This is a genomic window from Enterobacter cloacae complex sp. IR5384 (assembly GCF_049237265.1).
GTDB classification, from domain to species: Bacteria; Pseudomonadota; Gammaproteobacteria; order Enterobacterales; family Enterobacteriaceae; genus Enterobacter; species Enterobacter cloacae.
The window spans coordinates 138,215-164,641 of the sequence record NZ_JBMKHJ010000007.1; the positions used below are offsets into that span (position 1 = coordinate 138,215).

A 26,427-nucleotide genomic window follows, 5' to 3' on the forward strand; every position below is an offset into this window, starting at 1 on the left:
TAGCGTTTAACGCTCACCGGGCCGACAAAATGCAAGTTGGCAAATGCAGTACGGGGGGTATATGACCTGGTTTATTGACCGGCGTCTGAACGGCAAAAACAAGAGCATGGTGAATCGCCAGCGCTTCTTGCGCCGTTACAAAGCGCAAATTAAACAGTCGATCTCCGAGGCCATCAACAAACGCTCGGTAACCGACGTCGACAGCGGCGAGTCTGTCTCCATCCCCACCGATGACATCAGCGAACCGATGTTTCATCAGGGGCGTGGCGGCCTGCGCCATCGCGTACACCCAGGTAATGACCACTTCGTTCAGAACGACAGAATCGAGCGCCCACAAGGAGGCGGCGGCGGTTCTGGAAGCGGTCAAGGACAGGCCAGCCAGGATGGTGAAGGTCAGGATGAATTCGTCTTTCAGATCTCAAAAGATGAGTATCTCGACCTGCTCTTTGAGGATCTGGCGCTGCCTAATCTGAAAAAGAACCAGCACCGTCAGCTTAACGAATACAAAACCCATCGCGCGGGTTATACCGCGAACGGCGTACCGGCCAATATCAGCGTCGTTCGTTCGCTGCAGAACTCGCTGGCGCGGCGCACGGCCATGACGGCCGGTAAACGGCGGGAGCTGCGCGAACTGGAAAGCAGCCTGAAGGTGGTAGAAAACACAGAACCGGCGCAACTGCTGGAAGAGGAGCGCCTGCGTAAAGAGATTGCCGAGCTGAGGGCGAAGATTGAGCGGGTACCGTTTATTGATACCTTCGACCTGCGCTATAAAAACTACGAAAAACGGCCGGAGCCTTCGAGCCAGGCTGTCATGTTCTGTCTGATGGACGTCTCCGGTTCAATGGACCAGGCCACTAAGGATATGGCGAAGCGTTTTTACATTCTGCTCTATCTGTTCCTGAGCAGAACCTATAAGAACGTGGAAGTGGTTTATATCCGCCACCACACCCAGGCCAAAGAGGTGGATGAACATGAGTTCTTCTACTCGCAGGAGACCGGCGGCACCATCGTATCGAGCGCCCTGAAGCTGATGGATGAGGTGGTGAAAGAGCGTTACGATCCGGCTCAGTGGAACATCTATGCTGCGCAGGCGTCGGATGGCGACAACTGGGCGGATGATTCGCCGCTGTGTCACGACATTCTGGCGAAGAAAATTTTGCCGGTGGTGCGTTACTACAGCTATATCGAAATCACGCGTCGAGCTCACCAGACGCTGTGGCGTGAATATGAACATCTGCAATCGATGTTCGAAAATTTCGCCATGCAACACATCCGTGACCAGGATGATATCTATCCGGTGTTCCGGGAGCTGTTCCACAAGCAATCGGCCACCAGCAATGCCTGACCCCACAGCCAGCGACACGCTGGCTGTTTTCTTTCCCCTTCGTCCATCCCCTTCGCAAAAAGATCTGTGTTACTGTTGGAAACTGCGTATTGGCAGATAACAGGTAAACTGACTATGTCTGATGAGGTTAAGGGTACGGCTACCCACCAGCAACTCATTTCGCTGTTAACGCAGCAAGGTGCGCGCTTTCGCGTGATGGAGCACGAGGCCGTAGGAAAATGCGAAGCGGTAAGCGAAATCCGCGGAACCGATCTGGGGCAAGGCGCAAAAGCGCTGGTCTGCAAAGTGAAGGGAAACGGCGTAAAAAAACACGTTCTGGCGATCCTGGCCGCTGACCAGCAGGCCGACCTGAGCCAGCTTGCCAGCCATTTCGGCGGCTTAAAAGCCTCTCTTGCAAGCCCGGCCGAAGTCGATCATCTGACCGCCTGCGTGTTTGGCGCTATCCCACCGTTTAGCTTCCATCCGGATCTGACGCTGGTCGCCGACCCGCTCCTGTTCGAGCGTTTTGACGAAATCGCGTTCAATGCCGGTCTGCTGGAAAAATCCGTGATCATGGATACCCAGGATTATCTGCGCATTGCCCGCCCTGAACTGGTGACGTTTCGTAAAGCGTGACCGTGATGGCTGACGCCTCTGTCAGCCTCTCTTTTCCAGAAACAGAACTGATGCGATCAAAATCACCGCAATAGCGAAAAACGATGAGGAGATAATCAGCGTTTCAACAAACATGTGATCGTTCATCTTTAGCAACCCTTTGCGATGCCTGATGCCGTTTTATCCCCTGCAAATGACACGGATATGACAATCTCCTATTTTTTTTAAACGCTGTCGTCAGCCGTTTTTCCGCGTAAAGTAAGCAGGCTTACTATTCTGGCAAGGACTCCTCATGTTTGACCCTACTCTGCTCATTCTTCTGGCACTCGCTGCACTCGGCTTTATCAGCCATAACACCACCGTCGCCATTTCGATCCTGGTGTTGATCATTGTGCGCGTCACCCCGTTAAACACTTTTTTCCCGTGGATAGAAAAACAAGGCCTGACGATCGGGATAATCATTTTGACCATTGGGGTGATGGCCCCCATTGCCAGCGGCACGCTTCCGGCCTCAACGCTGCTGCACTCGTTTGTTAACTGGAAATCACTGGTGGCTATCGCGGTGGGGATTTTCGTGTCATGGCTGGGTGGTCGCGGCGTCACGTTGATGAGCAGCCAGCCCTCGCTGGTGGCTGGCCTGCTGGTGGGAACGGTGCTTGGCGTGGCGCTCTTTCGCGGCGTTCCGGTGGGCCCGCTCATTGCCGCCGGGCTGGTTTCGCTGTTTATTGGGAAGTCGTAGTCAGGCTGGCAATATAGCGCGCGGGCGTTTGCCCCAGCCCCTTTTTAAACATCGTAATAAAGGCGGTGGTGGAGTCATAACCAAGTGACTGCGCCACCTGCTGAACTGACTTCCCGCCAATCAGCAGCTGCAACGCCACAATCAACTGCAGCTGATGACGCCAGCGGCGAAAGCTTAAGCCCGTCTCTTTGACCACCAGCCGCGCCAGGTTGCGCTCACTCATGGCAAAGTGGTTCGCCCATTGCGCCAGCGTCTGCCACGCGGCGGGCTCTTCCGCCATCTTTTCGCTCATCAACCGAATTTTAGGATGAGGGGAAACGGGCAGCTGTAAATGTTCCTGTCGCTGGAGCGGCAGTTCATCAAACAGCACATCCACCAGACGCGAGGTGGTGGCAAGCGGCAGTTGCTCACGCGTTTTTCCCGCCAGCGACAGAATCAGCTCCCGAACCAGCGGCGATATTTTCAGGGTACAGCACCGGTCCGGCAGACTGACGGCACCCGGTTCAATAAACAAAAAGCAGAGCTGCGCGCCTGGCGTGGCCCTGTTGCTGTGGGGCATCTGCCCGGGGATCCACACGGCATACTGGGGCGGTACCATCAGCATGGCATTTTCTACCTCACAGGTGATTGCACCACCCAGCGCCAGAATCAGCTGCCCTTTGCGGTGCTGATGGAGCGGAATATATTGCTCCTGCGCTACCACGCGGATGCGAAACGCGACCGCGGCATCGAATTGGCTATCGGGATCGTAGCCGTCGAGTCCCAGACCGTTCATCAGGTTGTCCGATATTAGCGATAAACTGTCATTTTAGCCTGATTTCAACCACGGCGAAAATCGGTATTGTGTGCGCTCGCCTGAACGTATGAGAAAACAATGACTACTGCTACTCGCAAAGGCGCGCTGCTGATCGCCGGCATTCTGATGATTGCCACGACGCTTCGCGTCACCTTTACCGGCGCAGCGCCGCTGCTCGATACCATTCGCCTTGAATATGGATTAACCACCGCGCAAACCGGCCTGCTAACCACCCTGCCACTATTAGCGTTTGCCCTTGTCTCGCCGCTTGCCGCGGGCGTAGCACGGCGTATCGGCATGGAGCGCAGCCTGTTCCTCGCCCTGTTGCTGATCTGCGCCGGGATTGCCGTGCGCTCTCTGCCCTCTGCGGCCCTGCTGTTTACCGGCACGGCGGTGATCGGTTGCGGTATCGCGCTCGGGAATGTGTTGTTACCGGGCTTAATCAAACGCGACTTTCCCGGCCAGGTTGCCCGCCTTACCGGGGCCTATTCCCTGACGATGGGCGTTTCGGCGGCGTTCGGTTCGGCGCTGATTGTTCCTCTCGCCCAGGGAGCCGCAGGCTGGCATGGCGCGCTGCTAATGCTGATGATCTTTCCCCTGCTGGCGCTGCTGCTCTGGCTGCCACAGTGGCGCCAGAAGCAGGTCGCCACAGTGACCGGTGCAGGAGCGCTGCACAACCGCGCCATATGGCGTTCTGCCCTCGCCTGGCAGGTGACGCTCTTTCTCGGCATTAACTCGCTGATTTACTACGTCATCATCGGCTGGTTACCCGCGATATTACTCAGCCACGGCTACAGCGAAGCGCAGGCGGGCTCCATGCACGGGCTCTTACAGCTGGCCACGGCCATTCCGGGCCTTGCCGTGCCGCTGATCCTGCATCGTCTGAACGATCAACGCGGGATCGCTGGCGCCGTAGCCCTGATGTGCGCAGTGAGTGCGGCCGGTTTCTGGTTTGCACCGGATTTGGCGGTCGTGTGGACGCTGGTGTTTGGCTTTGGCACCGGAGCAACGATGATCCTCGGTCTGACGTTCATCGGCCTGCGCGCCAGCTCTGCTCATCAGGCGGCGGCACTGTCCGGTATGGCGCAGTCGATTGGTTATCTGCTAGCCGCCTGCGGGCCTCCGCTGATGGGGAAAATTCACGATACCGCCGGTGACTGGCAGATCCCCCTTCTGGCCTGCGCGCTGGCCTCGGTGGTGATGGCCATCTGCGGCATGCTTGCCGGGCGCGACCGGGAGATCACGCCCCGCTAAAAACAGTGGCAGACCTGACGGTCTGCCTGTTATTTATCCCCGTGCCGCACGCAGCATCGCCTGTACCAACACCACCGGACGCCCCGCCAGCGCTGCACGCTCGTGCTGGAATAAGGTAATCACGAAGAACGGATGGGTGACCAGCTCTGCGGCACGGATTTCCCCCTGCTCGTCCCAGCCCGTCACGCGCATATCACCGCTCTCCAGCTCCTGCGCAAATTCCGGCGATACGCCGTAGTTGCAGTGATATCCCTCTTCAATTTCCGGCTTGCCGTAGGCTTTCGCAATAAGCGTGTTGTTACGCAGTTCAATCGCATCGGTTTTTTCCACCAGCGAGCAGGTCAGCGGCGCAATCACCATTGAGCCTTCGGTGTCCGTTTCGGCGTGCGCCGCATCGCTCCAGCCGAGCACATTACGCGCATACTCAATCAATGCATGCTGAAAACCGCCGCAGGTGCCGAGAAACGGAATGCTGTTTTCGCGCGCGTAGCGTGCAGCGATAAAGGCGGCTTCGGTGTTTTTGTAGGGGCTTGCAGGAACCAGCCAGATGGCATCGTAACCCACCAGATCTTCAGGGCTGGTCAGCTCCGTCGTCGCTAGCCAGTCGTAATCAGCGGTGAGATCCAGTACTGCAGCAGCATCATCAATGGCCAGCGGGATCGCCTGGTGCGCAATCACATCGGGATTGTAATCGCCAACCAGCGCAATGCGCAGCGTCGTTTTAACCGGGAGGTGTTCCATGAAAGGTTCCTTATGCCAGAGTATTATCAGATAACATAAGGAACCTCAGACTACCGATCTTCTGCAATAATCACAATACCTTAAATTGGGAGGGGGAAATGATGATTCAGTGCAAGCGCGTCTATGAACAGGCAGCCCCGGAGGATGGCTATCGGGTGCTGGTGGACAGACTGTGGCCGCGAGGGGTGAAAAAAGCAGACCTTGTGCATGATGAATGGTGCAAAGCGCTTACGCCTTCTGACGGGTTACGTAAGGCCTTTCACAGTGAAACCATTGATTTCGCTGCCTTCAGCCAGGCGTATCGGGAAGAGCTGGCGCAGCATAAAGACGAAGGATTGCGTCTTGCAACCCTCGCCAGACAGCAAACCTTAACCCTTCTCTACGCCGCGAAAAATACCGAACAGAATCACGCAATGGTCTTAGCCGACTGGCTGCGCCATCTGTGATTAGCTGGCCGTCAGCGCATCGGAGGTTTGCGGTGCCTCATCCGGCGTGAGCGGCAGCAGATGTTCGGCGCGCACAAACGCAAAACCGTGCTGATTATCAAAGGCGTAGACATCGCCCGTCACCAGCCAGAGCGCGCGATCCGCTGTCGCAGGCAGCTGCGTCATCACGCCATTGACCGGGTTAACGAAGCGCTGGCCGGGCTGGCAAAGGCCAAACAACTCAACGGATTTACCCACATTGCGACGGCCTGAGGCCGTGCGGGCACCAATGATCAACGCCATGCTGCCCGGTTTAAGCTGAAACATACTTCTCTCACGATAACGGTGGCCAGAAACTGGCTAAGAATAATCTTAAAGAGAAGTGTATCGCAATCTTTGTCCTGCTGTCACCTGGCGGGTTGCGGATGATCGCGGCGGTAGAGCTCCCATTCGTCGATCACTTCGCCACCGGGCAATTTACACTCCGTACGCACGCCCTGCGGGCTCTGGATTGGGATCTGCTCTCCCCCTTTTTCCAGACAATAGACAGAGGCAGGGTTAGCCATCCCCACCCTATGCGGCGGCGGTGGGGCAACAGGTGGAGACGTTTTTGTGGTACAGGCCGCCAGGGGTAGCGCGAGAGCCAAAAGCAGAAATCTCATCGTGTTGATCCTTTTTACATCATCAGAAGATAAGGGTAACGGGTCGCCGTCGCTTTCTCCATCATTTCTCCATTTTAACTGCACTTTTCAACACTATAGTGAGGCGTGTTCTCCTTATGACCAGAGAACATCATTCCGTAATCAAGATGTCTTTGCCCCGGTCTCAACAACGGGGCCTTTTTCTCCCCTGCCTGCTTCTGGTGGATATATAAAATTCTCACCATTCATGTTTTACTATGGCTGAAGTCGAAATTTTCAGCATAGCATGCAGATGCAGACGTCTTGTGCATGGGAGTCAACCTACGTCATGTCAGATATCATCCTGGCGCGAGTGTCAGAAACGCTCACCACGGAACAATCCCTTGAAAGTCTCGTTCGCCAGTTGCTGGAGATGCTGGAACTTGTGACCGAAATGGAGTCGACCTACCTGACGAAGGTCGATATCAATGCCCGTCTTCAGCATATTTTGTATGCCCGAAACAGTAAGCAGATGCAGATCCCGGAGGGACTAAGCGTGCCCTGGGGCGATACATTGTGCAAACGCGCTCTGGACAGTGACACCATTTTCAGTAACGAGGTTTCTGAACGCTGGGCGGATTGCGACGCCGCGAAAGCGCTCGGTATTACCACGTACATGAGCGTGCCGGTTCACCTGGCGGATGGTTCCCTGTACGGCACGCTCTGTGCGACCAGCACGGAAAAGAAGCTGCTCAGTGAACGCGGCGAACACGTGCTGAAACTCTTTGCTGGGCTGATTGCCCAGTATATTCAGAAAGAGTCGTTGCTTTCTCAACTTCGAGAAGCGAATGCAGCGCTCATCGCCTACTCCTTTACCGACGTTCTCACCGGTTTACCCAACCGCCGCGCCATCTTTGAAGATCTCAATACCCTGTTTTCTTTAGGCCGCCACCTTAAACGCAACGTAATTATCGCTTTTATCGATCTGGATGATTTTAAACGGATTAACGACCAGTACGGGCATGAAGCAGGCGATCAATTCCTCATTGAAGTCGGCAAACGTCTGTCAGATGAAAAGACCGAAGACGAGATTATCGGCCGCCTGGGGGGCGATGAGTTCCTGGTAGCCTGCCTGAGTAAAGCGGAAAATCAGGCTGATGAGGGCCAGATTAACCTGCTCAGGGCGCGGCTTCGCGACCGGATTGCCGGCCAATACGGGTTGGGCAGTGTGAGTATTGTGTACCCGGGTGCAAGCCTGGGAGTTGTCGAAGTTGATCCTGCCGGGATGGATCCGGACAGCGCATTACGCGTCGCGGATGTTGCGATGTATCAGGATAAAAAGGGTAAAGGCAAAACGCGCTTTCACGTTTTGGATTAACCCCGTACACTTTACGGCATTCTGAAAACCGAAAAAGGTGATGGCATGAGAATAGGGATCCTCTTCCCGGTCGTTATTTTTATAACGGCGGTGGTTTTTTTAGCATGGTTTTTTGTCGGTGGTTACGCGGCTCCGGGAGCATAAATGAGAAAAACCACCCTCATTATGCTGCTCCTCGCCATCGTCGCCGTTGCTGGCACGCAATTTGGCTGGTGGTAACACCGCAACGTAAAAAGGCCGCCATCTGGCAGCCTTTTTTAACGCTTATCAAACTTAGCTTTTGATTTTTCTGTAGATAAACAGAACAACCAGCGCGCCGATCACGGCGACAGCAAAACTGCCGAAGTTGAAACCGTCAACTTTGCCAAACCCGAACAGCGTACTGATCCAGCCGCCGACGACCGCGCCGACAATACCCAGTATCACGGTAACGATAAAACCACCGCCATCTTTGCCCGGCATGATCCACTTCGCCAGAATACCCGCAATAAGCCCAAAGATAATCCAGGATAAAATTCCCATAACTTTCCTCTCTGTATGGTTTTTGTCATTAAATCAACGACACAAAAAGGATAGCACAGGATCCGGGAAAGGAAATTTGTGATTAGTATCACAGCGAGAGAGTGCGCATTTAGTATCCAAAACCGCACCACACGAAATGTGGGGTTGCAACTTAAGATGAGAAAGATTATCTTTCTCAACACTGAATAGTTGAGTTAAACACTCAGGTATTCAGTACGACATTGCTCACATTGCTTCCAGTATTTTTGCCCACGCTTTAGTGGGCATTTTTTTGCCCGCTTATACGGCGATAAAGGCATAGCGGTTGCGTCCTGCGCGTTTTGCCTGATAGAGCGCCTGGTCAGCCGCAATAATAATGTTCTGCTGGCTGCCTGCAATGTCAACGGCACGTGCGGTTGACACCCCGACGCTGACCGTTACCCGTCCAAAGGGGCTAAAGGCATGCTCAATATGCAGTGAAAATACATTGCGGATGATCGTCTGGGCCAGGCGGATGGCTTCCTGAATATCGGCGTCTGGCAGGATCAGCGCAAACTCTTCGCCGCCATAACGCGCCACAAGCTGGTTGTTGCGGGTAAGGCTCTCTCTGAGGCTATTCCCCAGCAGGGTAAGACAACGGTCTCCTTCTGGGTGACCGTAGTTATCATTGTATTTTTTGAAATAATCGACATCGACAATGAGGATAGAAATTGGCGTGTCGTTATCCGCACACGTGGCGATTTCAGACAGAATTTTTTCATCAAACGTGCGGCGGTTGAAAAGCCCCGTCAGCGCATCTTCAGAGGCTATTATCTTGAGCTCTTTGTTATCTCTGGTTTTTCTGGACAGATCCGAATAGAGGAAATAAGACGCGACGATAAGCGCCACGGTAAAAATAAGAATGAGTACGGCGAGCTGAATGGCCTGCTTACGCCAGGCTGCAAGTGCTTCTTCTTTACTCACTGCAACGGTGGTGACCAATCCGTAACGTTTGTTTTTCTCAAAAGCGAAAATGCGTTCGACTTTATCAAACCGCGAAACCGAGCTGGCAATCCCTGAATTTTGTACCTTCAGGTATTCTCTGAACAGGGGTGAGTCTGAAACAATCGCGCCAATGTAGTTATTTTTAAACGGATAGCGAACCAGCAACACGCCGGATTGTGTCGTGAGGCCAATGACTCCAGCATGGCCAATATTAATCTGCCCGTAGAGTGCCAGAAAATTTTCGATTCCAAGCGTCACCACGACAACGCCGTTAAAGTCTCCGGTCTGCGTTTCAAGCCGTCGACTGATCGTAATCACCCATTTCCCGTTCGTTCTGCTCACGACCGGCTGGCCAATAAAAATCTGCTGACTTTTATTTTCCTTGTGATAGATAAAAAACGATCTGTCAGCCCCTTTTCGCGGCCCGGAAAAACGTCCGTACAATGCCGTAAAGATGTCACCATTGACATTGTAAATAACCACATTATTAATCTGGCTAAGAAGATTATCCTGGTTTTCTATTATCCGCTGAATATTGGTCGCCTGTTCCGGGGTCATACCATAAATGTCGATCATGTCTGAAATGGTGGTGATCAGCATTTCGCTTTGACGCATGATCCCCTCAGTATAAACATCCAGGGTATGGCTCAGGTTAGCAACGCTGGTATTAATTTGCTGAATTGACTGCTGTCTGGACGTGGTAATTTGGACCGCAAGCGACAACGAGATGATCAACGAGACAATGATGACAGTAATGGTTGTTGTGTAAAAAGTATTTTTCACATGCACGAGCTTTTCCACCTTATCACGCCTGACATCCCTGGCTGACAACTCGTGTCACTGTAACAAAGGTCAGGATAAGAGGAAAATAAATTGCACTTAAGCGCACAATAAGAAGCGGTTATTATTTTGCTTCACTAAAATTTGCGTCAGGGTTATTACGGAGATCCCCTGGCGCCTGCCGCTCTCTCCCGTGAGGACCAGGCTTGTACCCTGCCCCGGCTGTGTTAAGATTCACCCCATCAGGGAGCTGACAGGATAACCGGAAAATGAAAAAAATCATTGCCGTTGCTATCGTATCAACGATTCTGGTCATTCTGTCTCTGTATGCGGTAAATGCGGTTATCATCAGCCAGCAGAAGGATAAACAGCGTGAGATCGCCCAGACGCTTTTGCACTATTCCGAAGGATTATCCGAAAGCATCGCGCTGGCCCTTAAAGAGGTAACAACCCGAGGCTGCGATCAAACCAGCCTTGATCGCTACAGAAAGCTAAAACTCGACAGCCCCTATTTTTCCGATATCGGTTTTGTTGAAAATGGGCAAGTCGTCTGTACTGCCTTTTGGGGTAAGCTCGCCACTCCAGTCCCTCTACCGACAGAACTCCATAAAACACCAAGAGGCTTTCTGTTAGCGCAGTTTTCGAGAAAAGATTTTTTCACTGGCAACGCGGCAATCTATAATAATGTGATTATTTTCACCTCGCGTTATGCCTACGATAAATTCATGCCGGTTACGGCAAACTATGCGCTGAGTACCACGACGAAAAATTTCGACCGAACTTTTTTCTCGGTTAAGCCAGATGTCATAAAACACCACTGGCCAGATTCAGCGCTTTTTACCCTGACCCTGACGCAGTGCAGCACGCGATGGGACATATGCGTTACGGTGAAGCATTACGACGCGGGCCTGGCTTCGCTCCCCGTTGTGGTGTTTATTCTTCTGACGACTATTTTGTGTTTTATCTGGACCGCAATCTCGTTGTTTTTCATGCGCATTTACGAAGATCGCTTCTCACTGGAGCGAACGCTGGTTAAGGCGGTAAAAAACAATTCTATCAGCGTTAACTACCAGCCGATTATACGTATCCAGGATAAAAGCATTGTCGGGGTAGAAGTGCTGTCGAGATGGCGCGATTATCATCGCACCGATGTTTCTCCGGAACTGTTTATTCCTTTAATTAAGAAAATTGGGCTGTACCGACAGTATTATATTAATATTATTGAAAAATCGCTGTCTGAGATCGCACCGCTTGCCATTAAACATCAGCTGATGATTTCGCTGAACGTTGGGCGAACAGAGATTGAAGATGGACAGTTTATCCAGACGTTACGTCGTGAATGTGCATTTAATCACATCCCCCTGTCTTTGATAAAAGTGGAACTTTCAGAAAAAGCGGTATCCAGTGCGGATATTCTGGAAGGGTTTTGTCTGGAGCTGAAAAAACTTGGGGTGAGAATATCGATAGACGATTTCGGCGTGAAAAACTCAAACCTGGACCGACTCTCTCTGCTGGAATATGACGAAATCAAAATCGATAAGTCGCTGGTGGACGGTATCAATGAACATTATAAGCAGAATATTTTTGCTATTTTTTGCGATGCGCTTGCCAGGCTCAACAAAACGCTCGTTTTCGAAGGGGTGGAAAGTGAAACCCAGTATCGTTTTATTGCGGACAGGTATCCTGACGCTCTGATCCAGGGGTGGTACTTCTCAAAATCACTGACACGCAGTGAACTGGCGAAGAAACTTACGATGAGAATGCCCTTGCGGGCTACTCGTTCCCCCACTGATTAAGGAAATTCGCAATATCATCGATGCGTGCCGTGCGGATCCCCGCCGCACTGGCCATTTCCTGCTGGGCTTCCTCGCTGATTTCCTCGTTGTTCGTTAACCGCGTCAGCAGCAGCTGGAAATAGTACGCCAGCGCGTCATGCTCTGACTCACTGACTGGCTCAGCGGTTTCCGTCGAATACTCATCGACGATGTCATAATATTTAAGCGGAATATCGTTGTTCATAAACAGTCTCTCGTCTGTCATTTAGCGGGTGATGCACCGAGTATAGCGGACGCATTACGTTGACCAAAGTATTAGATAAGCAGCGCAAGTAAGGCAGCGAGAGCCGGCATAGCCTGAACATAGAGGATTTTTCGACTGGCAGTCGCTGCGCCAAAAATTCCGGCAAGTAGCACGCAGCTCAGGAAAAAGACGGTCACAGGGACACCGCGCTCTCCGAGCCAGAGTCCCCAGAGCAGACCCGCCGCCAGAAAACCGTTATACAGCCCTTGATTCGCAGCCAGTACGCGGGTGTCACGCGCAAAATCGGGCGTGAGATTGAAAGCCTTGTGCCCGGTTTTGGTGTTCCACAGGAACATCTCCAGCACCAGAATATAGAGATGGATTAACGCAACAATAATGATAAGTACAGTGGCTAACATGAGGCGGTCTCACACAGTCAGTGGCAAAATAAATGCCGTCCCATCGGACGGCATTTTGGTATTAACGAACCAGATGCAGGAAGTGCAGATGTTTTTCGTACTGGTCCAGTATGTCATTGATAAGCTGTTCCTGATTCCAGCCCATCACATCATAGTTCTGACCGCCCTCTTTCAGATACACTTCAGCGCGATAATAGCGGTGTTGCTCTGCCTGTTGCTCGTCATTATCCATAGCGGCAAGAGCAAAAGTTGGCGAATTATAGCCACGTAGCCTCACTTCATAAATAAAGTTCAGCTCATTGCCTAAATCAACTTCAAGCCGGAGACGATCGTCAGCCGCATCATTGATATGACTCAACGTCCCCTGCTTGTTCAGTTCTTCCTGAACCAACGTCATGGCAGGCTGGATAACGTCGTCCATAAACCGTTTCACCAGAGAACGTTTCGGCAGATAGGCAATATTGCGCAACCTTCTCTGCCACGGAATAGGGTTACGTGCGGCAGTCGGCGCAATCGTCGCCATGCTCAGACTTTCACGTTTGGTCAAATCCCGACGCAGGGCTTTTAACAGTCCGTATATTGAGATCAATAAGATCACGGAGAACGGTAATGCGCTCGCTATTGTCACGGTTTGCAGCGCGCTTAGCCCACCCGCAATCAGCAGTGCAATGGCCACAATCCCCATGAGCGAGGCCCAGAAAATTCGCTGCCATACAGGCGTGTTAGCGACGCCACCCGATGCCAGCGTATCCACAACCATCGCCCCGGAGTCAGCCGAGGTGACAAAGAAGACAATGACCATCGCCATTGCAATAAATGACAACACTGAGGAAAACGGGAAATGTTCAAGGAAATTAAACAGGGCCAGCGCGACATCCTGCTGGACGGTATTTGCCAGATCTGTTGCTCCCTGATTCATGATGAGATAAATGGCGCTGTTACCAAACACCGTCATCCACATGAGGGTAAAACCTGCGGGAACAAACAGCACGCCCGTGACAAACTCACGAATTGTCCTGCCACGGGATACGCGCGCGATGAACATACCGACAAACGGCGACCAGGAAAGCCACCATCCCCAGTACAATAGCGTCCAGCCACCAAGCCAGTTGCTTGATTTCGGTTCGTAGGCGTAAAGGTTAAAGGTTTTACTCACTAATTCCGAAAGATAACCGCCGGTATTTTCGACAAAAGATTTCAGTAAAAGTACGGTTGGTCCAAGACACAGCACAAGCGCCAGGAGTAAAACAGCCAGACCCAGATTGAGTTCAGAGAGGATACGTATTCCCTTGTCCAGACCGGACACCACTGAAATCGTCGCTAACCCCGTGATGACGACAATCAGAATGACCTGCACCGTTTCATTGATGGGCACCCCAAAAAGATGGTTCAGACCGGCATTAACCTGCAAAACACCGTAACCCAGCGATGTGGCAACGCCAAAGACCGTCCCTATCACCGCAAAAATATCGACTGCATGGCCGACAGGACCGTAGATGCGATCGCCGATGATGGGATAGAGTGCGGAACGCAGCGTTAATGGCAAACCGTGACGGTAGCTGAAGAATGCCAGAATCAGCGCCACTATGGCATAGATGGCCCATGCATGCAGTCCCCAGTGGAAGAACGTCAGGCGCATGGCTTCTTTCGCTGCGGCTACGGTTTCAGGGGTGCCGACGGGTGGCGAAAGGTAATGCATTACCGGTTCGGCAACGCCAAAGAACATCAGGCCGATCCCCATCCCTGCCGAAAACAGCATCGCAAACCAGGAATGGTAGCTGAAATCAGGCTGGGCATGATCCGGCCCCAGTTTGATATCACCGTAACGCGAAAGACCGAGGAAAGTAACACTCAGTAAAATCAGGGCGACAGCAAGAATGTAGAACCAGCTGGCATTGGTGAATATCTGTTGCTGCAGGAGTTTGAATTTTTTGTCGGCCAGATCCGGGAATACTGCGGCAAAGGCGACAAGAAGGAAAATTAACAAAGCAGATGTGAAGAATACCGCTTTGTTAATCTGGCTTGTAGACTTCTTTGGGATAGTATCATTTTCACTCATAATCAATTCATTCCATTATCGTAGACCGCCCCGGTTGAGAGGCGTTACCTCTCATAGAGTAGCAAAATTCAACACCCCAGGGGGACAATAATCTGAATGAATGTCAGGGTGATATAAACTGTCCGGTGACGATCGCCGCGTTATCAATAAAGCCTGCGGGGTGGACATCGGGATTTACCGATTTGCAACGTGCCGGCAGCATGTACCAGATCCGCTAACGTACGAACCTGCATTTTATCCATCACCCTGCGTCGATGTACCTTCACCGTAATTTCTGTTATGCCCAGTTCCGATGCGATTTGTTTATTTTGCAAGCCATTAATTGCCAGCTCAAAAATCTGTTTCTCACGTCGCGTCAACGCCTGGTAATTTTTGCACAGTTCAAATAACCGTTGCTGTTCCAGAAAATGGTTTGTCGCGTCGATCAATACCTCATTCACCACGCGCAAAAGTTGTTCAGGTTCGACCGGTTTGGTCAAAAAATCCCGGGCGCCTGCTTTCATTGCCCGAACGCAGGAAGGGATTGAGCCGCTCTTCGTCAGAATGAGTACCGGTATAGCGCATCCACGCGCTTTGAGTGCATCCATCACGTCAAAGCCATTCATACGCGGAAGGTTTAATTCAAGGATTAAGCATGAAGGATGATCAACGATGGGAGAGGATAAAAATTCTTCGGCATTACTGAAGTCAAATGTCTGATAGCCCGCGGCTGTTAAGAACTGAACAACAAACGACCGATATGCATCATCATCATCGATAACATAAATAACCTCTTCCATATCAATTTCTCCTGATTAAATCTTTCAGGGACATAATACGAACAGTTGCGTCCATTCCCAAAGTATTTATGACTGCTAACGTCATGCCGGATAACATTTCCACACCGTTCGCTTTCGAGAGCGAATAACGTTGATGCGCTCACAGAGCCATTTCTGTCAGAAGCTATAGTCTCTCTTTCGCTTATTTCCCGGGAATGTTCTGAGTATGAATTTTTTTATGAAATTTCCGTGGTAGTCGTGATACCGGTTGCACACAAAATAAAAACGGGAGCCATCAAGCTCCCGTTCTTGTTTAACCCAGAATCTGGATTACATATTCGCGATAATCGCGTCACCAAACTCTGAACATTTCAGCAGTTTAGCGCCTTCCATCAGACGTTCGAAGTCATAGGTTACGGTTTTCGCGTTAATCGCGCCTTCCATACCTTTAACGATCAGGTCTGCGGCTTCGAACCATTCCATATGACGCAGCATCATCTCTGCGGACAGGATGATAGAGCCTGGGTTCACTTTGTCCTGGCCTGCGTATTTTGGTGCAGTACCGTGGGTTGCTTCGAACAGGGCGCATTCGTCACCGATGTTCGCGCCTGGGGCGATACCGATACCGCCAACCTGTGCAGCCAGGGCGTCGGAGATGTAGTCACCGTTCAGGTTCATACAGGCGATCACGTCGTATTCCGCTGGACGCAGCAGGATCTGCTGCAGGAACGCATCGGCGATAACATCTTTAATGATGATCTCTTTGCCGGTGTTCGGGTTCTTGATCTTCTGCCATGGGCCGCCGTCGATCAGCTCACCGCCGAACTCTTCTTGCGCCAACTGGTAACCCCAGTCTTTGAACGCGCCTTCGGTGAACTTCATGATGTTGCCTTTGTGAACCAGGGTCACAGAGTCACGGTCGTTGGTGATCGCGTATTCAATTGCCGCGCGCACCAGACGTTTGGTCCCTTCTTCGGAGCACGGCTTGATGCCGATACCGCAATGCTCAGGGAAGCGAATTTTCTTCACGCCCATCTCTTCGCGCAGGAATTTAATCACTTTTTCTGCGTCAGCAGAGTCAGCTTTCCATTCGATACCCGCGTAGATGTCTTCTGAGTTTTCGCGGAAGATAACCATATCGGTCAGCTCAGGGTGCTTAACCGGGCTTGGGGTGCCCTGATAGTAACGAACCGGACGCAGACACACGTACAGGTCCAGCTCCTGGCGCAGTGCCACGTTCAGGGAACGGATACCGCCACCAACTGGCGTCGTCAGTGGGCCTTTGATAGCAACGCGGTAGTCGCGGATCAGGTCCAGCGTTTCTGCTGGCAGCCAAACGTCCTGGCCATAAACTTGAGTAGATTTTTCACCGGTGTAAATTTCCATCCAGGAAATTTTACGCTCGCCTTTGTAGGCTTTCTCAACAGCGGCATCAACCACTTTCAGCATTGCCGGGGTAACGTCTACACCGATACCATCACCTTCGATGAATGGAATGATCGGATTGTGAGGAACGTTAATCTTGCCGTTTTGCAGGGTGATCTTTTTACCTTCCGCCGGAACAACTACTTTGCTTTCCATTAACCTCTCCTTCGAGCGCTTCTGGTTGTTACTGATCTTATGTTAATAAATTGTAATGAGCCCTTCGATAGTACCTGATTGTCCTGCGCCATGAAAGGTCTTCGTTATTAGGCTATAATGCGGCAATTGATAACGCCTGAAAATACCATGAAGAAAACTTCTTTTACAAAACACCGGGTTGAGCGATTCAGCTCACGACAAGCCGCCAGAAGACCGCAAGAAAGCCAGCCAAAGCGGGTTATTTTGTTCAATAAACCCTACGATGTGTTGCCGCAGTTTACCGACGAAGCCGGGCGCAGCACGTTAAAGGATTACATTCCTGTTCAGGGCGTTTATGCCGCGGGTCGTCTGGACCGCGATAGCGAAGGTCTGCTGGTCTTAACCAACGACGGAGCCCTACAGGCAAAACTCACGCAGCCCGGAAAACGCACCGGCAAAATTTACTTTGTGCAGGTGGAAGGTGAGCCGGATGAAGAGGCGCTCGCCGCACTCCGCAACGGCGTGACGTTAAACGATGGCCCCACCCTGCCCGCAGGTATTGAACGTGTGAATGAACCGGAGTGGCTGTGGCCGCGCAACCCGCCCATTCGCGAGCGCAAATCTATTCCCACCAGCTGGCTCAAAATCACCCTTTATGAAGGCCGCAACCGTCAGGTTCGGCGCATGACCGCCCACGTAGGCTTCCCTACCCTGCGCCTGATTCGCTATGCCATGGGCAGTTACACCCTGGATTCCCTGGCTAACGGTGAATGGCGGGACGTTGCCCCTTAAGGAGTCAATATGTTTAAACCTCATGTCACGGTCGCCTGTGTGGTTCACGCGCAGGGGAAATTCCTGGTTGTAGAAGAGAGCATTAACGGCAAAGCGCTGTGGAATCAGCCAGCCGGGCATCTGGAAGCCAATGAAACCTTATTACAGGCCGCAAAACGTGAACTCTGGGAAGAGACGGGCATCCGCGCGGAGCCTCAGCACTTCATTCGTATGCATCAGTGGATTGCGCCTGATAAAACGCCCTTCCTGCGTTTTTTATTTGCCGTCGAGCTTAGCGAAACGTGCGCCACTGAGCCGCACGACGACGATATCGATCGCTGCCTGTGGGTCACCGCCGACGAGATCCTGAACGCGCCAAACCTGCGCTCGCCGCTGGTTGCCGAAAGCATTCGCTGCTGGCAGTCAGGCGCACGCTTGCCGCTGGAGGTCATCGCAGAATTTAACTGGCCGTTTACAGAGGGTGTCAATGGTGGGGGGGCGTGATAGAATACGCCGCCTTGAAGTTCAATGTCGTGAGTATTCCATGTCAGATAACAGCCAGAAAAAAGTGATCGTCGGCATGTCCGGCGGTGTCGATTCCTCCGTTTCCGCCTACCTGTTGCAACAACAGGGCTATAAGGTGGAGGGCCTGTTCATGAAGAACTGGGAGGAAGATGATGGCGAGGAATATTGCACTGCCGCTGCGGATCTCGCCGATGCGCAGGCCGTGTGCGACAAGCTCGGCATTGAACTGCACACCGTTAACTTTGCCGCAGAATACTGGGATAACGTGTTTGAGCTTTTCCTGGAAGAGTACAAAGCGGGCCGTACCCCAAACCCGGATATTCTGTGCAACAAAGAGATCAAATTTAAAGCCTTCCTCGAATTCGCGGCGGAAGATCTGGGCGCAGACTATATTGCGACCGGTCACTACGTGCGTCGCGCCGATTTGAACGGCAAAAGCCAGCTGCTGCGCGGTCTGGACGGTAATAAAGATCAGAGCTATTTCCTTTATACGCTAAGCCATGAACAGATTGCACAAAGCCTGTTCCCGGTTGGCGAGCTGGAAAAGCCAGAAGTCCGTAAAATCGCTGAAGAGCTGGATCTGATCACCGCGAAGAAAAAAGACTCCACCGGTATCTGCTTTATTGGCGAGCGCAAATTCCGCGATTTCCTTGGTCGCTACCTGCCTGCGCAGCCGGGCAAAATTGTCACCGTCGATGGTGACGAAATTGGCCAGCATCAGGGGCTGATGTACCACACCCTCGGCCAGCGTAAAGGCCTGGGTATCGGCGGTACCAAAGACGGTAGCGAAGATCCGTGGTACGTGGTCGACAAAGATGTCGAAAACAATATTCTGATCGTCGCTCAGGGGCACGACCATCCGCGTCTGATGTCCGTTGGCCTGATCGCGCAACAGTTGCACTGGGTCGACCGTGAACCGCTCAAAGGTACCCTGCGCTGCACGGTAAAAACACGCTACCGTCAGACGGATATCCCCTGCACCATTACCGCGCTGGATGACGATCGCATTGACGTGCGTTTTGACGAGCCAGTTGCAGCCGTCACGCCGGGCCAGTCCGCCGTCTTCTACAGCGGTGATATCTGCCTGGGTGGTGGGATCATAGAACAGCGCCTGCCGCTGCCGGCCTTTTAACCCGATTGCACACATAAAGGAGAACGTGTGGCGAAGAACTATTATGACATCACCCTGGCACTGGCAGGAATTTGCCAGTCAGCCCGTCTGGTGCAACAGCTGGCGCATCAGGGTCATTGTGACGCTGACGCGCTGCACGTTTCGCTCAACAGCGTTATCGATCTCAACCCCGGTTCAACCCTGGGTGTCTTCGGTGGCAGCGAAACCAATCTTCGTCTCGGTCTTGAAACCTTGCTTGGCGTGCTTAATGCCAGCAGCCGTCAGGGATTAAACGCGGAGCTTACCCGTTATACATTAAGCCTGATGGTGCTGGAACGTAAACTCAGCGCAGCGAAAGGCGCGCTGAATACGTTGGGTGACCGCATTGCCGGCTTGCAGCGTCAGCTCGACCATTTTGATCTGCAGTCTGAAACGCTGTTGAGCGCCATGGCCGGTATTTATGTTGATGTTATCAGTCCGCTGGGCCCGCGTATCCAGGTCACCGGTTCACCTGCCGTACTGCAAAGCCCGCAGGTCCAGGCAAAAGTACGCGCCTCGCTGCTGGCCGGTATCCGTGCCGCCGTGCTGTGGCATCAGGTTGGCGGTGGCCGCCTGCAGTTAATGTTTTCTCGTAATCGCCTGACGACTCAGGCAAAACAAATTCTTGCTCATTGTTAACCTCCCGGAGTTGCGAATTATGGAATTATCCTCACTGACCGCCGTATCCCCTGTCGATGGACGCTACGGCGATAAAGTCAGCGCGCTGCGCGGGATCTTCAGCGAATATGGCCTGCTGAAGTTCCGTGTTCAGGTTGAAGTACGCTGGCTGCAAAAGCTGGCCGCCCAGGCAGCAATCAAGGAAGTTCCTGCTTTTGACGCCCAGGCAAACGATTACCTTGATAAAATCGTTGCTGACTTCAATGAAGAAGATGCTGCTCGCATCAAGACCATTGAACGTACCACCAACCACGACGTAAAAGCGGTTGAGTACTTCCTGAAAGAGAAAGTGGCAAGCGTTCCGGCGCTGCTCGCGGTGTCTGAATTCATTCACTTCGCCTGTACTTCTGAAGACATCAATAACCTGTCTCACGCATTGATGCTCTCTACCGCGCGCAAAGAGGTGGTTCTGCCTTACTGGCGTAAAATCATTGACGCGGTGAAAGCGTTGTCTGTGGAATACCGCGACATTCCCCTGCTCTCCCGTACCCACGGTCAGCCCGCTACGCCATCCACGATGGGTAAAGAGATGGCTAACGTGGCATACCGTATGGAGCGTCAGTATCGTCAGCTGGAACAGGTTGAGATCCTTGGTAAAATCAATGGCGCGGTAGGTAACTACAACGCCCATATCGCCGCTTACCCGGAAGTGGACTGGCATCAGTTCAGTGAAGAGTTCGTGACCTCCCTGGGAATTCAGTGGAACCCGTACACCACTCAGATTGAGCCGCACGACTATATCGCCGAGCTGTTCGACTGTATCGCCCGCTTCAACACCATTCTGATCGACTTCGACCGCGACGTGTGGGGTTATATCGCGCTGAACCACTTCAAGCAGAAGACCATCGCCGGTGAAATCGGCTCTTCAACCATGCCGCACAAAGTGAACCCGATTGACTTCGAAAACTCCGAAGGCAACCTGGGTCTGGCCAACGCCGTGTTGCAGCATATGGCGAGCAAACTGCCGGTTTCCCGCTGGCAGCGCGACCTGACCGACTCCACCGTGCTGCGTAACCTGGGCGTGGGGATTGGCTATGCGCTGATCGCCTATCAGTCCACCCTGAAAGGGGTGAGCAAGCTGGAAGTGAACCGCGATCGTCTGCTGGACGAGCTGGACCACAACTGGGAAGTGCTGGCCGAACCGATCCAGACCGTAATGCGTCGTTACGGCATCGAAAAACCGTATGAAAAACTGAAAGAGCTGACCCGTGGTAAACGTGTCGATGCGGAAGGTATGAAACAGTTTATCGATAGCCTCGCCTTGCCGGAAGCGGAAAAAAACCGCCTGAAAGAGATGACACCAGCGAATTACATTGGCCGCGCCATCACCATGGTCGACGAGCTGAAGTAATCTCCCCCGCCCCCTTTTCGCCCGAAAAGGGGGCGGCTTTTTCCCCGGTTTACTCAATGTTTATCCCCACAACAACATAATCAGCGTTAAACTATTCATACTATTAATTCTGGGAGAAAGATGATGCGCGTACTGGTTGTTGAGGATAACGCATTGCTACGTCATCACCTGAAGGTTCAGCTTCAGGAGATGGGACATCAGGTGGATGATGCGGAAGATGCAAAAGAAGCCGATTATTATCTCAATGAACACCTGCCGGATATCGCCATCGTTGATCTCGGGTTACCTGACGAAGACGGACTGTCATTGATTCGCCGCTGGCGCAGCCACGATGTCTCCCTTCCTGTCCTGGTGCTGACCGCGCGTGAAGGCTGGCAGGACAAAGTGGAAGTGCTCAGTGCCGGTGCCGATGATTACGTCACCAAACCGTTTCATATTGAAGAAGTGGCGGCACGCATGCAGGCATTGTTACGCCGCAACAGCGGGCTCGCCTCCCAGGTGATTTCCCTTCCACCTTTCCAGGTGGATCTCTCCCGGCGGGAATTCTCAATCAACAATGAAGTCATCAAACTGACGGCCTTCGAATACACCATCATGGAAACGCTGATCCGTAACAACGGTAAAGTGGTGAGCAAAGACTCCTTAATGCTCCAGCTTTACCCGGATGCCGAACTGCGTGAGAGTCACACCATTGATGTGCTGATGGGCCGTTTGCGTAAGAAGATTCAGGCGCAGTATCCGCATGATGTGATCACAACCGTGCGCGGTCAGGGCTACCTGTTCGAATTACGCTAAATGAAACGACTAATGCGGCACATTATGCCCCTTTCACTGCGGGTTCGCTTTTTGCTGGCCACAGCCGCCGTTGTGCTGGTGCTGTCGCTTTCTTACGGCATGGTGGCGCTGGTTGGTTACAGCGTCAGTTTTGATAAAACGACCTTTCGTCTGCTGCGCGGTGAGAGCAACCTGTTTTATACCCTCGCAAAGTGGGAAAACAACCAGATCAGCGTCGAGATGCCGGAGAATCTTAACCAGCAGAGTCCCACGCTGGCGCTGATTTACAATGAAAAAGGGAAACTGCTGTGGGCACAGCGTGATGTTCCCTGGCTGGTGAAAAGCATCCGCCCGGAATGGCTGAAAACCAACGGATTCCATGAAATTGAAGCCGATCTGAATACCACCAGCAGCCTGCTGCGCGAAGATCGCTCTCTGCAAAAAAAGCTGAATGAGATCCGCGCCGATGACGCCGAAACAGAAATGACCCACTCCGTCGCCATCAACCTCTATCCCGCCACGCCTGACATGCCGCAGCTGACCATCGTAGTGGTGGATACCATCCCCGTCGAGCTTAAACGCTCTTATCGGGTCTGGGGCTGGTTCGTCTACGTGCTGGCTGCCAATCTGCTGCTGGTCATACCGCTGCTGTGGATTGCTGCCTGGTGGAGTTTGCGCCCGATTGAATCGCTGGCGAAAGAGGTTCGCGAGCTGGAAGAGCATCATCGCGAGAAGCTTAATCCTGAGACAACGCGTGAGCTAACAAGTCTGGTGCGTAACCTTAACCGCCTGCTGAAAAGTGAACGCGAGCGCTACGATAAATACCGCACCACGTTGACTGACCTCACTCACAGCCTGAAGACCCCGCTGGCCGTCATGCAAAGCACCCTGCGATCCATGCGCAGCTCCAGAATGAGCGTCGATGATGCCGAGCCGGTGATGCTTGAGCAGATCAGTCGTATTTCGCAGCAAATTGGCTACTATCTTCATCGCGCCAGCATGCGTTCCGGCAGCGCCCTGCTGAGCCGGGAGCTGCACCCCGTGGCACCACTGCTGGATAACCTGACCTCTGCGCTGAATAAGGTGTATCAGCGTAAAGGGGTGAACATCAGTCTCGATATCTCTCCTGAAATCAGTTTCGTCGGCGAAAAGAATGATTTCATGGAGGTGATGGGTAACCTGCTCGATAACGCCTGTAAATATTGTCTGGAGTTCGTGGAGGTTTCCGCCCGTCAGACGGACAACGAGCTGCACATCATTGTTGAGGACGATGGCCCGGGGATCCCGCGAAACAAACGTGACGTGGTATTTGATCGCGGTCAGCGTGCGGATACATTGCGTCCCGGTCAGGGGGTGGGGTTGTCCGTCGCACGCGAGATTGTCGACCAGTACGACGGCAAAATCGAAACCGGTGAAAGTTTACTTGGCGGTGCCAGAATGGAAGTGATTTTTGGCCGTCAGCAGCCCACATCGAACGATAGTTAGCCCGTTATGTGAAAAATGCGCGGATCTCGCACCCAGGCTTCTGCGCTTCCGTTATAATCCGACTCAGTAAGAGCCTGCGGAATAAAAAAATATGGATTATCACTTAGCACTGAACTGGCCCGAGTTTATTGAACGCTACTGGCAGAAACGCCCGGTAGTTCTTAAGCGCGGGTTCAGCAATTTTGTCGACCCTATCTCGCCTGATGAACTGGCTGGCCTGGCCATGGAAAACGAAGTCGACAGCCGCCTGGTGAGCCACCAGGATGGAAAATGGCAGGTCAGCCATGGTCCTTTCGAAAGCTACGATCACCTCGGTGAAAATAACTGGTCATTACTGGTGCAGGCGGTCAACCACTGGCACGAGCCGACGGCAGCCTTAATGCGCCCGTTCCGCGCCCTGCCCGACTGGCGAATGGACGATCTGATGATCTCCTTCTCCGTGCCAGGGGGCGGCGTTGGCCCGCATCTGGATCAGTACGATGTGTTTATCATTCAGGGGACCGGCCGCCGCCGCTGGCGCGTGGGTGAAAAAGTGCCGATGAAACAGCACTGCCCGCATCCTGACCTGCTTCAGGTGGATCCGTTTGACGGGATCATCGACGAAGAGCTGGAGCCGGGAGATATTCTTTATATTCCGCCGGGATTCCCGCATGAAGGCTACTCGCTGGAAAACTCCCTCAATTATTCTGTCGGATTCCGCGCGCCAAGTGGTCGTGAGATGATCAGCGGTTTTGCCGATTACGTTCTGCAACGCGAGCTGGGCAGCCATCGCTACAGCGATCCGGATGTGCCTTCCCGCGAGCATCCGGCAGACATTCTGCCAGCAGAACTGGATAAGCTGCGCGGCATGATGCTGGATCTGATCAACGAGCCGGAACATTTCAGACAGTGGTTTGGTGAGTTTATCAGCCAGTCACGTCACGAGCTGGATGTGGCACCTCCGGAGCCGCCGTATCAGGCCGACGAGATTTATGATGCGCTGCAGCAGGGTGACAAGCTGGTTCGCCTGGGTGGGTTACGCGTGCTGCGCATCGGTGAAGATGTCTTCGTCAACGGCGAGAAGCTGGATTCTCCGCATCGCCCGGCGCTGGAAGCCATCGCCAGCCATCTGGTACTGACTGCCGATACCTTTGGCGACGCCCTGGAAGATCCCTCTTTCCTCGCCATGCTTGCCGCGCTGGTCAACAGCGGATATTGGTTCTTTGAGGACTGAGTTGTAATGTATTGCCGGGTGGCGGCTACGCCTTACCCGGCCTACCTGTTCCCGTAGGCCCGGTAAGCGCAGCGCCACCGGGCGATGTCTTAACGCTTCGCGGTTAACTCCGCAATCCGCACAATCACCTTCACCGCTTTCTCCATTCCTTCCAGCGTCACAAACTCATGCTTACCATGATAGTTGTATCCCCCGGTAAAGAGATTCGGGCACGGCAATCCCATGAAGGACAGTTGCGAACCGTCGGTGCCGCCGCGAATCGGCTTCAGCACCGGTTCAATATCGCAGTCGCGCATGGCCTGCTGGGCGATATCCAGGATATGCGGATGCTCCATGACCTTCTCGCGCATATTGTAGTAGCTGTCTTCAATAATCAGCTCAATATAGCAGTCCGGGTGTAGCCCCTTACCCACCTTCTTCGCGATTTCCATCATCTTACGCTTGCGCGCTTCGAACGCTTTACGGTCAAAGTCACGCACGATGTAGTGCATCTGCGCGCTGTCCACCGTGCCTTTGATGCTGGTCAGGTGGTAAAAACCTTCATAACCTTCAGTCTGCTCCGGGCTCTCATTCGCCGGGACTTCCGCATGAATACGGGACGCCAGCGACAGCGCATTCACCATCACACCTTTGGCGGAGCCGGGATGCACATTATTACCCACAATTTTGATGGTCACGGACGCGGCATTGAAGTTTTCAAATTCCAGTTCGCCCACGCCACCGCCGTCCACGGTATAGGCCCACTGCGCGTTAAAGGCCTCGACATCAAAATGTTTCGCCCCCTTGCCCACCTCTTCGTCCGGCGTAAAGGCCACACGGATATCACCGTGCGGAATATTTTTTCCTTTCAGCACCGCCAGTGCCGTCATGATTTCCGCGATACCCGCTTTGTCATCTGCCCCCAGCAGCGTTTTGCCATCCGTGGTGATCAGCGTCTGCCCGAGGAGCTGGTGCAGCACCGGGAACATTACCGGCGAAAGCACTTCGTCACCTATTCCCAGCGCAATGTCACCGCCACGGTAGTTTTCCACAATCTGCGGATTAACATGTTTACCGCTAAAATCCGGAGAGGTGTCGACATGGGAGATAAAGCCAATCGCCGGAATATCACCGGGGACGTTGGCAGGCAGCGTTCCCATCACAGTGCCTTTTTCGCTCAGGGTGACATTGACCAGCCCCATGGCCTCAAGCTGCTCTTTGAGCAGGTTTAATAACTTCCACTGGCCTTCGGTGCTTGGCACCTGGCGGATACCCGGTTTAGATTGGGTATCCAGCGAAACGTACTGTAAAAAACGCTCAAGTAATTTATCCATGCAGTCACCCTCACTTTTTGTGACAACATTATCAATAAGCATCAAAACGCAAATATTGCGTCAGGTCACTTTTATCCCGCAAACGAGAATATTTAATGAGATGGTCACTCCCTCCTTCCCGGTACTATGCTGAGGACAGGCTTTCATTCGGAGAACTATCATGGAAAACATTGCGCTCATTGGTATCGATCTGGG

At 52.8% G+C, this 26,427-nt stretch carries 30 protein-coding genes; 17 read left to right on the forward strand and 13 right to left on the reverse strand.

The genetic code is table 11. The annotated features are described in order from the left end of the window. The first annotated feature begins 61 nt into the window (after positions 1–61). The gene (locus tag ACOTX3_RS08900; protein ID WP_013097061.1) at positions 62–1,345 is read left to right on the forward strand and encodes a YeaH/YhbH family protein; all 1,284 of its coding nucleotides are present in this window, start codon (positions 62–64) and stop codon (positions 1,343–1,345) included. Between the two features lie 114 nt (positions 1,346–1,459). After that, positions 1,460–1,960, forward strand: a complete 501-nt coding sequence (locus ACOTX3_RS08905; protein WP_013097062.1) for a YbaK/prolyl-tRNA synthetase associated domain-containing protein — start codon at positions 1,460–1,462, stop codon at positions 1,958–1,960. 21 nt (positions 1,961–1,981) lie between these two features. Here the strand turns inward: ACOTX3_RS08905 and yoaI are convergent, their stop codons facing one another. Beyond that, positions 1,982–2,086: a small membrane protein YoaI gene (yoaI, locus tag ACOTX3_RS08910; RefSeq protein WP_020690334.1), complete on the reverse strand. Its 105-nt coding sequence runs from the start codon at positions 2,084–2,086 to the stop codon at positions 1,982–1,984. Positions 2,087–2,231: 145 nt separating this feature from the next. Between yoaI and ACOTX3_RS08915 the strand changes: the two genes are divergently transcribed. Continuing rightward, positions 2,232–2,678, forward strand: coding sequence for a DUF441 domain-containing protein (locus ACOTX3_RS08915; RefSeq protein ID WP_008500737.1), 447 nt, complete (start codon positions 2,232–2,234; stop codon positions 2,676–2,678). On the opposite strand, the gene ACOTX3_RS08920 is transcribed toward ACOTX3_RS08915, so the two are convergent. After that, a complete protein-coding gene (locus tag ACOTX3_RS08920; RefSeq protein WP_038979869.1) occupies positions 2,662–3,453 on the reverse strand; it encodes an AraC family transcriptional regulator in 792 nt (263 codons plus the stop codon). The genes ACOTX3_RS08915 and ACOTX3_RS08920 overlap by 17 nt on opposite strands. 99 nt (positions 3,454–3,552) lie before the next feature. Here ACOTX3_RS08920 and ACOTX3_RS08925 point away from each other — a divergent pair, with 99 nt between their 5' ends. Further along, positions 3,553–4,728: a CynX/NimT family MFS transporter gene (locus tag ACOTX3_RS08925; RefSeq protein WP_058679137.1), complete on the forward strand. Its 1,176-nt coding sequence runs from the start codon at positions 3,553–3,555 to the stop codon at positions 4,726–4,728. 33 nt (positions 4,729–4,761) lie between these two features. On the opposite strand, the gene ACOTX3_RS08930 is transcribed toward ACOTX3_RS08925, so the two are convergent. After that, entirely contained in the window at positions 4,762–5,469 is a 708-nt protein-coding gene (locus ACOTX3_RS08930; RefSeq protein ID WP_014831497.1) for a CTP synthase C-terminal region-related (seleno)protein, read from the reverse strand. A gap of 101 nt (positions 5,470–5,570) precedes the next feature. Between ACOTX3_RS08930 and ACOTX3_RS08935 the strand changes: the two genes are divergently transcribed. Beyond that, positions 5,571–5,915, forward strand: coding sequence for a DUF488 domain-containing protein (locus ACOTX3_RS08935; protein WP_058679138.1), 345 nt, complete (start codon positions 5,571–5,573; stop codon positions 5,913–5,915). Here the strand turns inward: ACOTX3_RS08935 and ACOTX3_RS08940 are convergent, their stop codons facing one another. Next, entirely contained in the window at positions 5,916–6,221 is a 306-nt protein-coding gene (locus ACOTX3_RS08940; RefSeq protein ID WP_038979865.1) for a periplasmic protein, read from the reverse strand. It abuts the gene before it with no gap. Between the two features lie 80 nt (positions 6,222–6,301). Continuing rightward, a complete protein-coding gene (locus ACOTX3_RS08945; RefSeq protein WP_038979863.1) occupies positions 6,302–6,556 on the reverse strand; it encodes a DUF333 domain-containing protein in 255 nt (84 codons plus the stop codon). Positions 6,557–6,863: 307 nt separating this feature from the next. Here ACOTX3_RS08945 and ACOTX3_RS08950 point away from each other — a divergent pair, with 307 nt between their 5' ends. From ACOTX3_RS08950 to yoaJ, 3 genes are read left to right on the forward strand one after another with little or no spacing between them, the layout of a single operon-like run. After that, positions 6,864–7,892, forward strand: coding sequence for a sensor domain-containing diguanylate cyclase (locus tag ACOTX3_RS08950; RefSeq protein ID WP_058679139.1), 1,029 nt, complete (start codon positions 6,864–6,866; stop codon positions 7,890–7,892). Positions 7,893–7,937: 45 nt separating this feature from the next. After that, a complete protein-coding gene (locus ACOTX3_RS08955; RefSeq protein ID WP_014883431.1) occupies positions 7,938–8,036 on the forward strand; it encodes a YoaK family small membrane protein in 99 nt (32 codons plus the stop codon). Further along, positions 8,037–8,111: a protein YoaJ gene (gene yoaJ, locus ACOTX3_RS08960; protein WP_072205158.1), complete on the forward strand. Its 75-nt coding sequence runs from the start codon at positions 8,037–8,039 to the stop codon at positions 8,109–8,111. 54 nt (positions 8,112–8,165) lie between these two features. Here yoaJ and ACOTX3_RS08965 read toward each other — a convergent pair whose 3' ends face one another. Further along, positions 8,166–8,414, reverse strand: coding sequence for a GlsB/YeaQ/YmgE family stress response membrane protein (locus ACOTX3_RS08965; RefSeq protein ID WP_008500746.1), 249 nt, complete (start codon positions 8,412–8,414; stop codon positions 8,166–8,168). A 279-nt stretch (positions 8,415–8,693) separates the two neighbouring features. Beyond that, positions 8,694–10,178, reverse strand: a complete 1,485-nt coding sequence (locus ACOTX3_RS08970) for a sensor domain-containing diguanylate cyclase (protein ID WP_371867669.1) — start codon at positions 10,176–10,178, stop codon at positions 8,694–8,696. 248 nt (positions 10,179–10,426) lie between these two features. Between ACOTX3_RS08970 and ACOTX3_RS08975 the strand changes: the two genes are divergently transcribed. Further along, positions 10,427–11,953 carry an EAL domain-containing protein gene (locus ACOTX3_RS08975; protein WP_058679140.1) on the forward strand — a complete coding sequence of 509 codons (1,527 nt, stop codon included), beginning with the start codon at positions 10,427–10,429 and terminating at the stop codon, positions 11,951–11,953. Here ACOTX3_RS08975 and ACOTX3_RS08980 read toward each other — a convergent pair. From ACOTX3_RS08980 to icd, 5 genes are all read right to left on the reverse strand, one after another. After that, complete coding sequence (locus tag ACOTX3_RS08980) at positions 11,931–12,176, reverse strand: YmjA family protein (protein ID WP_058679141.1); 246 nt, start codon at positions 12,174–12,176, stop codon at positions 11,931–11,933. The genes ACOTX3_RS08975 and ACOTX3_RS08980 overlap by 23 nt on opposite strands. A gap of 71 nt (positions 12,177–12,247) precedes the next feature. Beyond that, entirely contained in the window at positions 12,248–12,595 is a 348-nt protein-coding gene (locus ACOTX3_RS08985) for a DUF1304 domain-containing protein (protein ID WP_013097074.1), read from the reverse strand. A gap of 61 nt (positions 12,596–12,656) precedes the next feature. After that, the gene (locus tag ACOTX3_RS08990) at positions 12,657–14,654 is read right to left on the reverse strand and encodes a BCCT family transporter (protein ID WP_038979854.1); all 1,998 of its coding nucleotides are present in this window, start codon (positions 14,652–14,654) and stop codon (positions 12,657–12,659) included. A 143-nt stretch (positions 14,655–14,797) separates the two neighbouring features. Then, entirely contained in the window at positions 14,798–15,433 is a 636-nt protein-coding gene (locus ACOTX3_RS08995; protein ID WP_029881986.1) for a response regulator transcription factor, read from the reverse strand. Positions 15,434–15,742: 309 nt separating this feature from the next. After that, positions 15,743–16,993, reverse strand: a complete 1,251-nt coding sequence (icd, locus tag ACOTX3_RS09000) for an NADP-dependent isocitrate dehydrogenase (protein ID WP_013097077.1) — start codon at positions 16,991–16,993, stop codon at positions 15,743–15,745. A 117-nt stretch (positions 16,994–17,110) separates the two neighbouring features. Between icd and rluE the strand changes: the two genes are divergently transcribed. From rluE to ACOTX3_RS09040, 8 genes are all read left to right on the forward strand, one after another. After that, entirely contained in the window at positions 17,111–17,764 is a 654-nt protein-coding gene (gene rluE / locus ACOTX3_RS09005) for a 23S rRNA pseudouridine(2457) synthase RluE (RefSeq protein WP_029881977.1), read from the forward strand. A 9-nt stretch (positions 17,765–17,773) separates the two neighbouring features. Further along, positions 17,774–18,247 (forward strand): NUDIX hydrolase, encoded by a 474-nt coding sequence (locus tag ACOTX3_RS09010; protein WP_029881976.1) that lies wholly within the window; start codon positions 17,774–17,776, stop codon positions 18,245–18,247. Positions 18,248–18,287: 40 nt separating this feature from the next. Then, on the forward strand, positions 18,288–19,400 hold the full coding sequence (mnmA, locus tag ACOTX3_RS09015) for a tRNA 2-thiouridine(34) synthase MnmA (RefSeq protein WP_127868963.1): 1,113 nt from the start codon (positions 18,288–18,290) through the stop codon (positions 19,398–19,400). 27 nt (positions 19,401–19,427) lie between these two features. Next, positions 19,428–20,057, forward strand: coding sequence for a high frequency lysogenization protein HflD (hflD, locus tag ACOTX3_RS09020; RefSeq protein WP_013097081.1), 630 nt, complete (start codon positions 19,428–19,430; stop codon positions 20,055–20,057). Between the two features lie 19 nt (positions 20,058–20,076). Continuing rightward, positions 20,077–21,447, forward strand: coding sequence for an adenylosuccinate lyase (purB, locus tag ACOTX3_RS09025; RefSeq protein ID WP_058679143.1), 1,371 nt, complete (start codon positions 20,077–20,079; stop codon positions 21,445–21,447). Positions 21,448–21,570: 123 nt separating this feature from the next. After that, on the forward strand, positions 21,571–22,242 hold the full coding sequence (gene phoP / locus ACOTX3_RS09030) for a two-component system response regulator PhoP (RefSeq protein ID WP_013097083.1): 672 nt from the start codon (positions 21,571–21,573) through the stop codon (positions 22,240–22,242). Continuing rightward, positions 22,243–23,706 carry a two-component system sensor histidine kinase PhoQ gene (gene phoQ, locus ACOTX3_RS09035; RefSeq protein ID WP_029881973.1) on the forward strand — a complete coding sequence of 488 codons (1,464 nt, stop codon included), beginning with the start codon at positions 22,243–22,245 and terminating at the stop codon, positions 23,704–23,706. Between the two features lie 91 nt (positions 23,707–23,797). Next, a complete protein-coding gene (locus tag ACOTX3_RS09040; RefSeq protein ID WP_014831472.1) occupies positions 23,798–24,919 on the forward strand; it encodes a cupin domain-containing protein in 1,122 nt (373 codons plus the stop codon). Between the two features lie 89 nt (positions 24,920–25,008). Here ACOTX3_RS09040 and pepT read toward each other — a convergent pair whose 3' ends face one another. Further along, positions 25,009–26,232, reverse strand: coding sequence for a peptidase T (gene pepT / locus ACOTX3_RS09045; protein WP_058679144.1), 1,224 nt, complete (start codon positions 26,230–26,232; stop codon positions 25,009–25,011). Positions 26,233–26,427: the final 195 nt, after the last annotated feature.